14 protein-coding genes and 1 pseudogene are annotated in these 12,483 nt (G+C 51.0%); 4 read left to right on the top strand and 11 right to left on the bottom strand.

What is annotated here, in order from left to right; translation table 11 throughout:
* From K0778_RS23230 to K0778_RS28415, 10 genes are all read right to left on the bottom strand, one after another.
* On the bottom strand, window positions 1–335 hold a 335-nt coding region (locus tag K0778_RS23230), incomplete at its 3' end, for a DNA methyltransferase (protein ID WP_023148466.1).
* A 76-nt stretch (window positions 336–411) separates the two neighbouring features.
* Window positions 412–723 carry a hypothetical protein gene (locus tag K0778_RS23225; protein ID WP_011254640.1) on the bottom strand — a complete coding sequence of 104 codons (312 nt, stop codon included), beginning with the start codon at window positions 721–723 and terminating at the stop codon, window positions 412–414.
* Window positions 720–1,622, bottom strand: a complete 903-nt coding sequence (locus K0778_RS23220) for a DUF1281 domain-containing protein (RefSeq protein ID WP_001348615.1) — start codon at window positions 1,620–1,622, stop codon at window positions 720–722. The genes K0778_RS23225 and K0778_RS23220 overlap by 4 nt, the downstream gene beginning before the upstream one ends.
* An 866-nt stretch (window positions 1,623–2,488) precedes the next feature.
* Entirely contained in the window at window positions 2,489–3,460 is a 972-nt protein-coding gene (locus tag K0778_RS23215; RefSeq protein ID WP_000817036.1) for a ParB/RepB/Spo0J family plasmid partition protein, read from the bottom strand.
* Window positions 3,460–4,626 carry a plasmid-partitioning protein SopA gene (gene sopA, locus K0778_RS23210; RefSeq protein ID WP_000772446.1) on the bottom strand — a complete coding sequence of 389 codons (1,167 nt, stop codon included), beginning with the start codon at window positions 4,624–4,626 and terminating at the stop codon, window positions 3,460–3,462. Before sopA ends, K0778_RS23215 begins: the two co-directional genes overlap by 1 nt.
* A 587-nt stretch (window positions 4,627–5,213) precedes the next feature.
* The gene (gene repE / locus K0778_RS23205; protein ID WP_000852146.1) at window positions 5,214–5,969 is read right to left on the bottom strand and encodes a replication initiation protein RepE; all 756 of its coding nucleotides are present in this window, start codon (window positions 5,967–5,969) and stop codon (window positions 5,214–5,216) included.
* A gap of 773 nt (window positions 5,970–6,742) precedes the next feature.
* Window positions 6,743–7,549, bottom strand: a complete 807-nt coding sequence (locus K0778_RS23200; RefSeq protein ID WP_000016982.1) for a site-specific integrase — start codon at window positions 7,547–7,549, stop codon at window positions 6,743–6,745.
* Window positions 7,550–7,855, bottom strand: coding sequence for a type II toxin-antitoxin system toxin CcdB (ccdB, locus tag K0778_RS23195; RefSeq protein WP_001159868.1), 306 nt, complete (start codon window positions 7,853–7,855; stop codon window positions 7,550–7,552).
* A 1-nt stretch (window position 7,856) separates the two neighbouring features.
* Entirely contained in the window at window positions 7,857–8,075 is a 219-nt protein-coding gene (gene ccdA, locus K0778_RS23190; protein WP_000813634.1) for a type II toxin-antitoxin system antitoxin CcdA, read from the bottom strand.
* Window positions 8,076–8,201: 126 nt separating this feature from the next.
* Window positions 8,202–8,681 carry a hypothetical protein gene (locus K0778_RS28415; RefSeq protein WP_023153809.1) on the bottom strand — a complete coding sequence of 160 codons (480 nt, stop codon included), beginning with the start codon at window positions 8,679–8,681 and terminating at the stop codon, window positions 8,202–8,204.
* Here K0778_RS28415 and vapB point away from each other — a divergent pair.
* From vapB to K0778_RS23170, 4 genes are all read left to right on the top strand, one after another.
* A complete protein-coding gene (gene vapB, locus K0778_RS23185) occupies window positions 8,665–8,895 on the top strand; it encodes a type II toxin-antitoxin system VapB family antitoxin (RefSeq protein ID WP_001261282.1) in 231 nt (76 codons plus the stop codon). The genes K0778_RS28415 and vapB overlap by 17 nt on opposite strands.
* Entirely contained in the window at window positions 8,892–9,308 is a 417-nt protein-coding gene (locus K0778_RS23180; protein WP_016236302.1) for a type II toxin-antitoxin system VapC family toxin, read from the top strand. The genes vapB and K0778_RS23180 overlap by 4 nt, the downstream gene beginning before the upstream one ends.
* Before the next feature lie 73 nt (window positions 9,309–9,381).
* Entirely contained in the window at window positions 9,382–10,944 is a 1,563-nt protein-coding gene (locus K0778_RS23175) for an ATP-dependent endonuclease (RefSeq protein ID WP_004206609.1), read from the top strand.
* A complete protein-coding gene (locus K0778_RS23170) occupies window positions 10,929–11,951 on the top strand; it encodes a helicase UvrD (protein WP_000361404.1) in 1,023 nt (340 codons plus the stop codon). The genes K0778_RS23175 and K0778_RS23170 overlap by 16 nt, the downstream gene beginning before the upstream one ends.
* A 180-nt stretch (window positions 11,952–12,131) precedes the next feature.
* Here the strand turns inward: K0778_RS23170 and K0778_RS23165 are convergent.
* Window positions 12,132–12,362: pseudogene (locus K0778_RS23165) on the bottom strand (IS1 family transposase); the annotation flags it as partial.
* Between the last annotated feature and the right edge of the window lie 121 nt (window positions 12,363–12,483).

Genomic DNA, 12,483 nt, shown 5'->3' with positions numbered 1-12,483 from the left:
TGGCGATAGCCCACATATGCGGCCTTCGATGTGTAGTTTTTGGTGAAGACCAGGTGACCAACAACGCTGAATCCCGCATTTTTCCAGGCGGCCATAAAGCGATCGACGCGGTTCCAGCCGTAGAAGCTCACCATCAGCGCGTCTTTTTTGAGTACGCGGTACATTTCATTACAGGCCGGTTGCAGCCATTCATCGGTTTTATCGCCGGCGATGGTGCGCCCGGAACGGTCACGAAAACCGACGAGATATGGCGGGTCAGTTAATATGAAATCAATGGCGTTATCAGGGATACGCGTCATAACATCGATGCAGTTACCAAGGACAAAACGGGACATAACAACGCTCCTTCTCTTACAGAGGGCACCGGGAGGGCACCCCTGTGGTGCCCGTTCCCCGCTGCCTGTGGGCTGTTCACCGCGTCCGGTAACGGGTCAGGCCGACCGTGGAATATCGCAGCCGTCGTCTTTTTGACGGCGAGAATATGCCGCGAAAGCGGCTTGAAGGGCGTTCATCAGAAAAGGGCGACAGGCTGGCGTACACTGTCACCGGTGCCAGCCGGGAGCAGTAAAAGCGCCCGTCCCGTGCCCGCCGGACGCGGGACACTGACCACAGGCAGCGTTCCTGCCGCGCCGCGTCAGCCGGCGCAGTAAAAAGAGGAGCACGGCGACATCCTTTGTCGGAAAAGAAACGGGCGGTTGCCCGCCCGTCTCCGTCATACTTCATCCCCCGTAATGCGCCACCTTGTCGACTATCCACTCCGGCGCGGTGACTTCCGGCAGCTCATCATCATCTGTCGGGGAAGACCATTCCAGTTCCCCCCACAGCACATCAACAAGCTCTCCACGCTCATATCGCTGCCAGCCACAGAAATTGCAGCCCTGTTCGGCGTACCAGTGCTCCAGCGTGCAGCCGAAACGGCGGCTTAATTCTGCAACAACGTTGCTTTCCGGCTGACACCACGGCGTGTCGAAATCCACTTGAATGAAGTTTTCTCCCTGACGGCTGATATTCACCTCATACCCCACAGGCCACTTCACGCCATACTGTTCCGTATACCAGTGATACGCAGAAGGAACACCGTTCAGAACACCACCGTTAAAGCCATTCACTTCAACATCCAGGCGGGTGGGCAGAACCGTCAGCAGGTCAAACGGCATGGTTTTTTCCGGCAGTACATTGTCACACAGACGGTTCCACCACACCGATACATCCTCGTTACTCCAGAAGCCACACCAGTCACCTCTTTTTGCGGTGAAATGCACGGTGATGGTTTCCCTGACCTCATCCGGTAATCCTTCCCAGCGACGCTGGCCAGTACCACTCTGCAGCCAGAGTTCATGCAGCATCAGGCAGTTTTGCTCATCCAGCAGTACACCGTTCTGCAGGTGTGTCAGCCAGCGGGTGAACGCGATATTCTCCGGCGATACAACACCACGTCCGGCATCCGTCAGTCCGGGGCACGGTTCAAACTGCACATCTTCAGTGGTCTGCAGAAGTCCGGCACTTCCGGCCAGAAACAGCTGAATACCTTCATTTGTGGCGCGGCGATAAAGCGGTGTGACGGCACCGCTGGCCAGTCGTTTAATCTCAGCAATCTGTGCCGGTTCACCAGAAAAATGCATACGATTCGAGCACCAGTTTGGCATGGGAATTCTCCTCTCACATGCGGCCTCCATCAGGCCGTGCCGCACCTGTAACCGGGCGACCGCATACGAATGCAGGTGCGGCCCCGAAGCCGCAGCGCGTGGAGGAGGAACGACGAAACGTGACCGGGTGAGGAGGCCGGCGACAGCGACACACTTGCATCGGATGCAGCCCGGTTAACGTGCCGGCACGGCCTGGGTAACCAGGTATTTTGTCCACATAACCGTGCGCAAAATGTTGTGGATAAGCAGGACACAGCAGCAATCCACAGCAGGCATACAACCGCACACCGAGGTTACTCCGTTCTACAGGTTACGACGACATGTCAATACTTGCCCTTGACAGGCATTGATGGAATCGTAGTCTCACGCTGATAGTCTGATCGACAATACAAGTGGGACCGTGGTCCCAGACCGATAATCAGACCGACAACACGAGTGGGATCGTGGTCCCAGACTAATAATCAGACCGACGATACGAGTGGGACCGTGGTCCCAGACTAATAATCAGACCGACGATACGAGTGGGACCGTGGTCCCAGACTAATAATCAGACCGACGATACGAGTGGGACCATGGTCCCAGACTAATAATCAGACCGACGATACGAGTGGGACCATGGTCCCAGACTAATAATCAGACCGACGATACGAGTGGGACCGTGGTCCCAGACTAATAATCAGACCGACGATACGAGTGGGACCGTGGTCCCAGTCTGATTATCAGACCGACGATACAAGTGGAACAGTGGGCCCAGAGAGAATATTCAGGCCAGTTATGCTTTCTGGCCTGTAACAAAGGACATTAAGTAAAGACAGATAAACGTAGACTAAAACGTGGTCGCATCAGGGTGCTGGCTTTTCAAGTTCCTTAAGAATGGCCTCAATTTTCTCTATACACTCAGTTGGAACACGAGACCTGTCCAGGTTAAGCACCATTTTATCGCCCTTATACAATACTGTCGCTCCAGGAGCAAACTGATGTCGTGAGCTTAAACTAGTTCTTGATGCAGATGACGTTTTAAGCACAGAAGTTAAAAGAGTGATAACTTCTTCAGCTTCAAATATCACCCCAGCTTTTTTCTGCTCATGAAGGTTAGATGCCTGCTGCTTAAGTAATTCCTCTTTATCTGTAAAGGCTTTTTGAAGTGCATCACCTGACCGGGCAGATAGTTCACCGGGGTGAGAAAAAAGAGCAACAACTGATTTAGGCAATTTGGCTGTGTTGATACAGCGGGTAATAATCTTACGTGAAATATTTTCCGCATCAGCCAGCGCAGAAATATTTCCAGCAAATTCATTCTGCAATCGGCTTGCATAACGCTGACCACGTTCATAAGCACTTGTTGGGCGATAATCGTTACCCAATCTGGATAATGCAGCCATCTGCTCATCATCCAGCTCGCCAACCAGAACACGATAATCACTTTCGGTAAGTGCAGCAGCTTTACGACGGCGACTCCCATCGGCAATTTCTATGACACCAGATACTCTTCGACCGAACGCCGGTGTCTGTTGACCAGTCAGTAGAAAAGAAGGGATGAGATCATCCAGTGAGTCCTCAGTAAGCAGCTCCTGGTCACGTTCATTACCTGACCATACCCGAGAGGTCTTCTCAACACTATCACCCCGGAGCACTTCAAGAGTAAACTTCACATCCCGACCACATACAGGCAAAGTAATGGCATTACCGCGAGCCATTACTCCTACGCGCGCAATTAACGAATCCACCATCGGGGCAGCTGGTGTCGATAACGAAGTATCTCCAACCGGTTGAGTATTGAGCGTATGTTTTGGAATAACAGGCGCACGCTTCATTATCTAATCTCCCAGCGTGGTTTAATCAGACGATCGAAAATTTCATTGCAGACAGGTTCCCAAATAGAAAGAGCATTTCTCCAGGCACCAGTTGAAGAGCGTTGATCAATGGCCTGTTCAAAAACAGTTCTCATCCGGATCTGACCTTTACCAACTTCATCCGTTTCACGTACAACATTTTTTAGAACCATGCTTCCCCAGGCATCCCGAATTTGCTCCTCCATCCACGGGGACTGAGAGCCATTACTATTGCTGTATTTGGTAAGCAAAATACGTACATCAGGCTCGAACCCTTTAAGATCAACGTTCTTGAGCAGATCACGAAGCATATCGAAAAACTGCAGTGCGGAGGTGTAGTCAAACAACTCAGCAGGCGTGGGAACAATCAGCACATCAGCAGCACATACGACATTAATCGTGCCGATACCCAGGTTAGGCGCGCTGTCAATAACTATGACATCATAGTCATGAGCAACAGTTTCAATGGCCAGTCGGAGCATCAGGTGTGGATCGGTGGGCAGTTTACCTTCATCAAATTTGCCCATTAACTCAGTTTCAATACGGTGCAGAGCCAGACAGGAAGGAATAATGTCAAGCCCAGGCCAGCAAGTGGGCTTTATTGCATAAGTGACATCGTCCTTTTCCCCAAGATAGAAAGGCAGGAGAGTGTCTTCTGCATGAATATGAAGATCTGGTACCCATCCGTGATACATTGAGGCTGTTCCCTGGGGGTCGTTACCTTCCACGAGCAAAACACGTAGCCCCTTCAGAGCCAGATCCTGAGCAAGATGAACAGAAACTGAGGTTTTGTAAACGCCACCTTTATGGGCAGCAACCCCGATCACCGGTGGAAATACGTCTTCAGCACGTCGCAATCGCGTACCAAACACATCACGCATATGATTAATTTGTTCAATTGTATAACCAACACGTTGCTCAACCCGTCCTCGAATTTCCATATCCGGGTGCGGTAGTCGCCCTGCTTTCTCGGCATCTCTGATAGCCTGAGAAGAAACCCCAACTAAATCCGCTGCTTCACCTATTCTCCAGCGCCGGGTTATTTTCCTCGCTTCCGGGCTGTCATCATTAAACTGTGCAATGGCGATAGCCTTCGTCATTTCATGACCAGCGTTTATGCACTGGTTAAGTGTTTCCATGAGTTTCATTCTGAACATCCTTTAATCATTGCTTTGCGTTTTTTTATTAAATCTTGCAATTTACTGCAAAGCAACAACAAAATCGCAAAGTCATCAAAAAACCGCAAAGTTGTTTAAAATAAGAGCAACACTACAAAAGGAGATAAGAAGAGCACATACCTCAGTCACTTATTATCACTAGCGCTCGCCGCAGCCGTGTAACCGAGCATAGCGAGCGAACTGGCGAGGAAGCAAAGAAGAACTGTTCTGTCAGATAGCTCTTACGCTCAGCGCAAGAAGAAATATCCACCGTGGGAAAAACTCCAGGTAGAGGTACACACGCGGATAGCCAATTCAGAGTAATAAACTGTGATAATCAACCCTCATCAATGATGACGAACTAACCCCCGATATCAGGTCACATGACGAAGGGAAAGAGAAGGAAATCAACTGTGACAAACTGCCCTCAAATTTGGCTTCCTTAAAAATTACAGTTCAAAAAGTATGAGAAAATCCATGCAGGCTGAAGGAAACAGCAAAACTGTGACAAATTACCCTCAGTAGGTCAGAACAAATGTGACGAACCACCCTCAAATCTGTGACAGATAACCCTCAGACTATCCTGTCGTCATGGAAGTGATATCGCGGAAGGAAAATACGATATGAGTCGTCTGGCGGCCTTTCTTTTTCTCAATGTATGAGAGGCGCATTGGAGTTCTGCTGTTGATCTCATTAACACAGACCTGCAGGAAGCGGCGGCGGAAGTCAGGCATACGCTGGTAACTTTGAGGCAGCTGGTAACGCTCTATGATCCAGTCGATTTTCAGAGAGACGATGCCTGAGCCATCCGGCTTACGATACTGACACAGGGATTCGTATAAACGCATGGCATACGGATTGGTGATTTCTTTTGTTTCACTAAGCCGAAACTGCGTAAACCGGTTCTGTAACCCGATAAAGAAGGGAATGAGATATGGGTTGATATGTACACTGTAAAGCCCTCTGGATGGACTGTGCGCACGTTTGATAAACCAGGGAAAAGATTCATAGCCTTTTTCATCGCCGGCATCCTCTTCAGGGCGATAAAAAACCACTTCCTTCCCCGCGAAACTCTTCAATGCCTGCCGTATATCCTTACTGGCTTCCGCAGAGGTCAATCCGAATATTTCAGCATATTTAGCAACATGGATCTCGCAGATACCGTCATGTTCCTGTAGGGTGCCATCAGATTTTCTGATCTGGTCAACGAACAGATACAGCATACGTTTTTGATCCCGGGAGAGACTATATGCCGCCTCAGTGAGGTCGTTTGACTGGACGATTCGCGGGCTATTTTTACGTTTCTTGTGATTGATAACCGCTGTTTCCGCCATGACAGATCCATGTGAAGTGTGACAAGTTTTTAGATTGTCACACTAAATAAAAAAGAGTCAATAAGCAGGGATAACTTTGTGAAAAAACAGCTTCTTCTGAGGGCAATCTGTCACAGGGTTAAGGGCAATTTGTCACAGACAGGACTGTCATTTGAGGGTAATTTGTCACACTGAAAGGGCAATTTGTCACAACACCTTCTCTAGAACCAGCATGGATAAAGGCCTACAAGGCGCTCTAAAAAAGAAGATCTAAAAACTATAAAAAAAATAATTATAAAAATATCCCCGTGGATAAGTGGATAACCCCAAGGGAAGTTTTTTCAGGCATCGTGTGTAAGCAGAATATATAAGTGCTGTTCCCTGGTGCTTCCTCGCTCACTCGAGGGCTTCGCCCTGTCGCTCGACTGCGGCGAGCACTACTGGCTGTAAAAGGACAGACCACATCATGGTGCTGTGTTCATTAGGTTGTTCTGTCCATTGCTGACATAATCCGCTCCACTTCAACGTAACACCGCACGAAGATTTCTATTGTTCCTGAAGGCATATTCAAATCGTTTTCGTTACCGCTTGCAGGCATCATGACAGAACACTACTTCCTATAAACGCTACACAGGCTCCTGAGATTAATAATGCGGATCTCTACGATAATGGGAGATTTTCCCGACTGTTTCGTTCGCTTCTCAGTGGATAACAGCCAGCTTCTCTGTTTAACAGACAAAAACAGCATATCCACTCAGTTCCACATTTCCATATAAAGGCCAAGGCATTTATTCTCAGGATAATTGTTTCAGCATCGCAACCGCATCAGACTCCGGCATCGCAAACTGCACCCGGTGCCGGGCAGCCACATCCAGCGCAAAAACCTTCGTGTAGACTTCCGTTGAACTGATGGACTTATGTCCCATCAGGCTTTGCAGAACTTTCAGCGGTATACCGGCATACAGCATGTGCATCGCATAGGAATGGCGGAACGTATGTGGTGTGACCGGAACAGAGAACGTCACACCGTCAGCAGCAGCGGCGGCAACCGCCTCCCCAATCCAGGTCCTGACCGTTCTGTCCGTCACTTCCCAGATCCGCGCTTTCTCTGTCCTTCCTGTGCGACGGTTACGCCGCTCCATGGGTATTTTCAGTGTTGCCACCATCGTCTGCAGCTGGCTGACGTACCAGGAGTCAGAGAGCGGAACCAGCCGGTGAGTCTGCTGACCGGCGGGCATTCTCCCCGCCGTCCTGGCAGCTTTTTCGGTCCGTTGTTTCAGGGTCGCAAGCTGCACAAACGGATACGGAGGCGCAAGCGAAAAATCCCCCCGCGTCAGCGCCAGTGCTTCATTAATGCGTGCTCCGGTGTTCCACAGTGTGGCCAGCAGCATCTTGCGGTGCAGATCCGGGACGTAATGGAGCAGGGCACTCACTTCCGGAGCCAGCAGATATTTTGGCAGTTCATCATGGACCATCGACATCTGGCGAAGTGCCAGAGCTGCCGGATAATCAATGGCAACAGGCAGCGATGCAGGCTGCCCGGCAGAATACACTGCCGGTACCATGACTGCAGACTGGCTGTGTATAACGGAGCCTGACATTTATATTCCCCAGAACATCAGGTTAATGGCGTTTTTGATGTCATTTTCGCGGTGGCTGAGATCAGCCACTTCTTCCCCGATAACGGAGACCGGCACACTGGCCATATCGGTGGTCATCATGCGCCAGCTTTCATCCCCGATATGCACCACCGGGTAAAGTTCACGGGAGACTTTATCTGACAGCAGACGTGCACTGGCCAGGGGGATCACCATCCGTCGCCCGGGCGTGTCAATAATATCACTCTGTACATCCACAAACAGACGATAACGGCTCTCTCTTTTATAGGTGTAAACCTTAAACTGCATTTCACCAGTCCCTGTTCTCGTCAGCAAAAGAGCCGTTCATTTCAATAAACCGGGCGACCTCAGCCATCCCTTCCTGATTTTCCGCTTTCCAGCGTTCGGCACGCAGACGACGGGCTTCATTCTGCATGGTTGTGCTTACCAGACCGGAGATATTGACATCATATGCCTTGAGCAACTGATAGCTGTCGCTGTCAACTGTCACTGTAATACGCTGCTTCATAGCACACCTCTTTTTGACATACTTCGGGTATACATATCAGTATATATTCTTATGCCGCAAAAATCAGCGCGCAAATACGCATACTGCTATCTGGCTTTTAGTAAGCCTTATGTATTTTACCTTTCGTTATGTTAACCAATAAAAATTAAAATCTGACTTATAAAAACAAAGCGTAATTACCGCATTCCCGTTTCGTATGGATCCGACTTTATTTGAATAAACGACTTTCCGGAAGTGTACAACGCTGAGAAAATCATCATATCGCTGTTTTCCGCCCCTGCGCGGCGCATCACAGTCCAGAGATACAACACAACATATAGTGCCATGGGCAACTGTATGAGGCACTACATGCTGTGCTGACGGGATGTAACGCTGTGCGGAGGGAGAGGAAGATCCGTAACTAGCTTTTTTCGGATCTGACCGGGAAAAGAGAGAATACAACATAGGTTCAACATATCCATATGCCGGGCATCTGCATAGGTGTGGCATACGCATATACTTACCATCTGCATATGCTATGACTATACATATGCTTTGCATCTGCATATACTGAACATAGTCATACAGGCCGGTCGGCCAGGAGGAAATGATGAGAACTGTATCCATTTTTAAAAACGGCAATAACCGCGCCATTCGTCTGCCCCGCGATCTGGATTTTGAGGGAGTGAGCGAGCTGGAGATCGTCCGGGAAGGGGACAGCATTATTTTGCGTCCCGTCCGGCCGACCTGGGGCTCGTTCGCGCAGTTCGAGAAGGCAGACCCGGACTTTATGGCGGAGCGCGAGGACGTTGTCAGCGACGAAGGACGATTTAACCTGTGAACAAGACCTATATGCTCGACACCTGTATCTGCTCGTTCATCATGCGCGAGCAGCCGGAAGCCGTCCTGAAGCGCCTGGAGCTGGCGGTGCTGCGCGGCCAGCGCATCGTTGTCTCGGCCATCACTTATTCTGAAATGCGCTTCGGGGCCACCGGCCCGAAGGCCTCCCCGCGCCACGTCGAGCTGGTCGACGCGTTCTGCGCCCGCCTCGATGCCATCCTGCCCTGGGATCGCGCTGCGGTGGACGCCACCACGGAGATTAAGGTGGCGCTGCGAATGGCCGGGACGCCGATCGGCCCGAACGACACGGCCATTGCCGGGCACGCCATCGCCGCCGGTGCCGTGCTGGTGACGAATAATACGCGGGAATTTGAGCGGGTACCGGGTCTTGTGCTGGAAGACTGGGTAAGATAACGCTGTAAAACAAAACAGGCGGTCTGGCGCAGCCGGACACTCTTTCAGTCAGCGGTATATAAAGGAATAAAAGATGCCTCTGATCACGCGGCTTATGCTGCAAAACTTTAAAAAGTTTCCGGAACTGGACCTGCGCTTCACTCATGACCGTAACATTCTGGTCGGGGACAATGAGTCCGGGAAAAGCACGATTCTGCTGGCCCTTGACCTTGTGCTGAGTGACAGCCGGCACCGGGTCGAGGCATTGGGTGTGGAATCGCTCCTGTCCCAGTCAGCAGTAAGGCAGTTTCAGGAAGGTGAGCGCCGCGCCGATCAGTTACCCGTGCTGACAGCTGACGTTTTCCTGAGTAATGGGGGAGATCCTGACCTGAACGGCAGGCAAAATCTGGCGGGTATCAATGCGGATGGTCTCAGAATGCGTATTGCACCAATGACGGAGGAATACGGCCAGGATATTCACAATGTACTACAGCAGGATCCCGATAATTTTCCCTATGAATACTATTCCGTGCGGTTCAGCACCTTCTCCGGTGGTCATTTCGCCAGCTTCAGACGCTATCTGCGCCATCTGCTCTTAGACAGTGCACGCATCGATAACGAGCACGCCGCACAGGAATATACGCGCACAGTTTACAGCGTCAATGTGCCGGTGGCCGATCGGTACCGGCTTGAAAACAGTTACCGGCAACAGAAAATGCACTTCTGCACCCGGCATCTGTCAGCCATAAACGACACGCTGGAAACGTATCAGTTTGGCGTGCGTTCCGGTGCTAAATCAGGGCTTGAGGCGAATCTGGACATTACCGAGGACGGTATTTCCATTCGTCACCGTGGAAAAGGAAGGCAGTGCTTCATCAAAACGGAGTTTGCGCTGCAGCGGCATCAGCAGCAGGGAGAGCTCCACGTACTGTTGCTTGAGGAGCCGGAAAATCATCTCAGCCATGTCAGTATGAAGAGGCTGGTTAATCAGCTTGCCACTGAACGGCAGACGCAGGTGTTTATTGCCACACACAGCAGCCATATCTCCTCCCGCCTCGATCTGCGTAAGGCAATCCTCCTCGGGTCTGCCCGGCCGGTACTGATGAATGAACTTTCCGCTGAGACTGCCGCCTTCTTCATGAAAGCACCGGATAATAACGTACTGGAATTTGCGCTGGCCAGACGTGTGCTGCTCGTGGAGGGGGATGCTGAGTTTATTCTGATCGAGGCCTTTTATCGCCGCCTGTATGGCAGGGCACCGGAGGAAGACGGAGTTCACATCATCGCTATCGGCGGAACGAGTTTCCGTCGTTATCTTGAACTGGCCCGTCTTCTGGAAAATCGCGTCGCGGCCCTTCGTGATAATGACGGCAACTATCAGCAAAACTGCGATGAACGCTATGCTGACGTGATTTGTTCCCGCTCCCGGGTATTTGCTGATCGCGATAACACCCGATCCACATTTGAAATCAGCCTGTATCAGGATAACGCTGATCTGTGTGATACGCTTTTCCGCGGACCCCGCCGGACACTCACGGTGCAGGAATACATGCTGGCCAATAAGGCAGAAGCAGCATTCCGGCTGTTACAGCTGCACGCCGGAGAGCTGACCGTACCTGATTATATTCAGGAGGCACTGGCATGGATAAGAGAGTGATATTTGCGGTTGCCGGCTCGGGCAAGACCACGCTGCTGATACGACGGTTGAGTGAGGACAGGAGGACGCTGCTCCTGACCTTCACCGTGAATAATGAAGCGCATCTGCGGGCACAGATTATCAGACGTTTTGGCTTTATCCCGGAAGGGATCAGGGTGATGACCTGGTTTGAGTTTCTGCACGGTTTTTGCTTCCGGCCTTTCCTGCAGGAGCAGCTGGCATCGCGTGGCCTGAGCTTCGACCAGCCCCCACCCAGAATACCGCGCACGAATGCCCGGCATTATCAGGATCCCGCCGGACGGCTGTATCACCGGAGGCTCGCACATTTACTGACAGCCCGGGGGTTGCTGCCGGATATCCGTATCCGGCTTGCCCGTTACTATGATGAACTGCTTGTCGATGAAGTCCAGGACTTTGCCGGACATGACTTTAATTTTCTGCTGGAGCTCTGCCGCGCGGAAATCACTGTGCTCTGTTGCGGCGATTTTTATCAGCATACCTTTGATACAAGCCATGACGGCAACGTTAATTCAACGCTGCACGACGACATCACGCGATATGAGGCCCGCTTCGACGCAGCAGGTTTCGCGGTTGACCGGGACACGCTCAACCGGACATGGCGTTGCTCAGCTTCAGTGTGCGAGTTTATCACCGGGCAACTGAACATCCGTATCGCTGCCCATGGGATACATGCCTCCCTGATTGAAACGATCGCAGATACAGAGCGCTCAGCCACCCTGCACGCCGATAATACGGTGATTAAGCTCTTCTATCGTGAACATCACCGTTACGGCTGCTATTCCATGAACTGGGGCGCCAGTAAAGGGCTCGATCACTTTCAGGATGTCTGCATTGTGATGGGATCCTCCCACTGGAAGCTTCTGACCCGTCAGGAACTGGCAACCCTTCCACCGTCGTCCCGTAACAGGCTGTACGTGGCATGCTCACGGGCGCGCGGCAACATTTATTTTGTTCCCGAAACTCATCTGCGCCGATTCCGAAACTGAGTTACCGACTTCTCAGTCGGGCACAAATCAGTAAAAAGCGAGGGTCATCGACGGGAATACCGGCTGGACAGGTGCGGTTCCGGTTCTCGCTTTCCGGAACCTGGCTAACAATATGTAACATTATCATTAAATACAATTATGCCAGTTATTTTTATTCGCAAAATGCGGTGATGCTTCCAATTAGTAGAACATGTGTTTTTCAATAAACGTCCCGATGACTTTTTCGTGGATCTCTACTGAACGCGAGAAGCAGATTGTTTTACGAGCCAAGCGCTTAATGCGGGTGCGCAGCGTCAGGTTATTGCGCTCAATCCGTTGGGTGAATATTTTTCCGGTCAGATGCTTATCCTTCGGCACCTCCCGGCCATAGCTGCCCCAGTCGTCGCTGGTGATCATGCCGATGTTGAATGGCGGGCACTGTTGCAAAGTTAGCGATGAGGCAGCCTTTTGTCTTATTCAAAGGCCTTACATTTCAAAAACTCTGCTTACCAGGCGCATTTCGCCCAGGGGATCACCATAATAAAATGCTGAG

Origin of the sequence: Escherichia sp. XD33 (assembly GCF_019375075.1) — a bacterium.
GTDB classification, from domain to species: Bacteria; Pseudomonadota; Gammaproteobacteria; order Enterobacterales; family Enterobacteriaceae; genus Enterobacter; species Enterobacter flexneri_A.
Note: the sequence above shows the minus strand (reverse complement) of the source record. Positions and strands in the feature narration are given on the sequence as shown.

Excerpts from the sequence above, each read along its gene's own strand:
- K0778_RS23175 (WP_004206609.1), top strand. The coding sequence starts at position 9,382 with ATGCCTCTGATCACGCGGCTTATGCTGCAAAACTTTAAAAAGTTTCCG.
- K0778_RS23215 (WP_000817036.1), bottom strand. The coding sequence starts at position 3,460 with ATGAAGCGTGCGCCTGTTATTCCAAAACATACGCTCAATACTCAACCG.
- repE (WP_000852146.1), bottom strand. The coding sequence starts at position 5,969 with ATGGCGGAAACAGCGGTTATCAATCACAAGAAACGTAAAAATAGCCCG.
- ccdB (WP_001159868.1), bottom strand. The coding sequence starts at position 7,855 with ATGCAGTTTAAGGTTTACACCTATAAAAGAGAGAGCCGTTATCGTCTG.
- ccdA (WP_000813634.1), bottom strand. The coding sequence starts at position 8,075 with ATGAAGCAGCGTATTACAGTGACAGTTGACAGCGACAGCTATCAGTTG.
- vapB (WP_001261282.1), top strand. The coding sequence starts at position 8,665 with ATGAGAACTGTATCCATTTTTAAAAACGGCAATAACCGCGCCATTCGT.
- K0778_RS23200 (WP_000016982.1), bottom strand. The coding sequence starts at position 7,549 with ATGTCAGGCTCCGTTATACACAGCCAGTCTGCAGTCATGGTACCGGCA.
- K0778_RS23225 (WP_011254640.1), bottom strand. The coding sequence starts at position 723 with ATGAAGTATGACGGAGACGGGCGGGCAACCGCCCGTTTCTTTTCCGAC.
- K0778_RS23220 (WP_001348615.1), bottom strand. The coding sequence starts at position 1,622 with ATGCATTTTTCTGGTGAACCGGCACAGATTGCTGAGATTAAACGACTG.
- K0778_RS23170 (WP_000361404.1), top strand. The coding sequence starts at position 10,929 with ATGGATAAGAGAGTGATATTTGCGGTTGCCGGCTCGGGCAAGACCACG.
- K0778_RS28415 (WP_023153809.1), bottom strand. The coding sequence starts at position 8,681 with ATGGATACAGTTCTCATCATTTCCTCCTGGCCGACCGGCCTGTATGAC.
- sopA (WP_000772446.1), bottom strand. The coding sequence starts at position 4,626 with ATGAAACTCATGGAAACACTTAACCAGTGCATAAACGCTGGTCATGAA.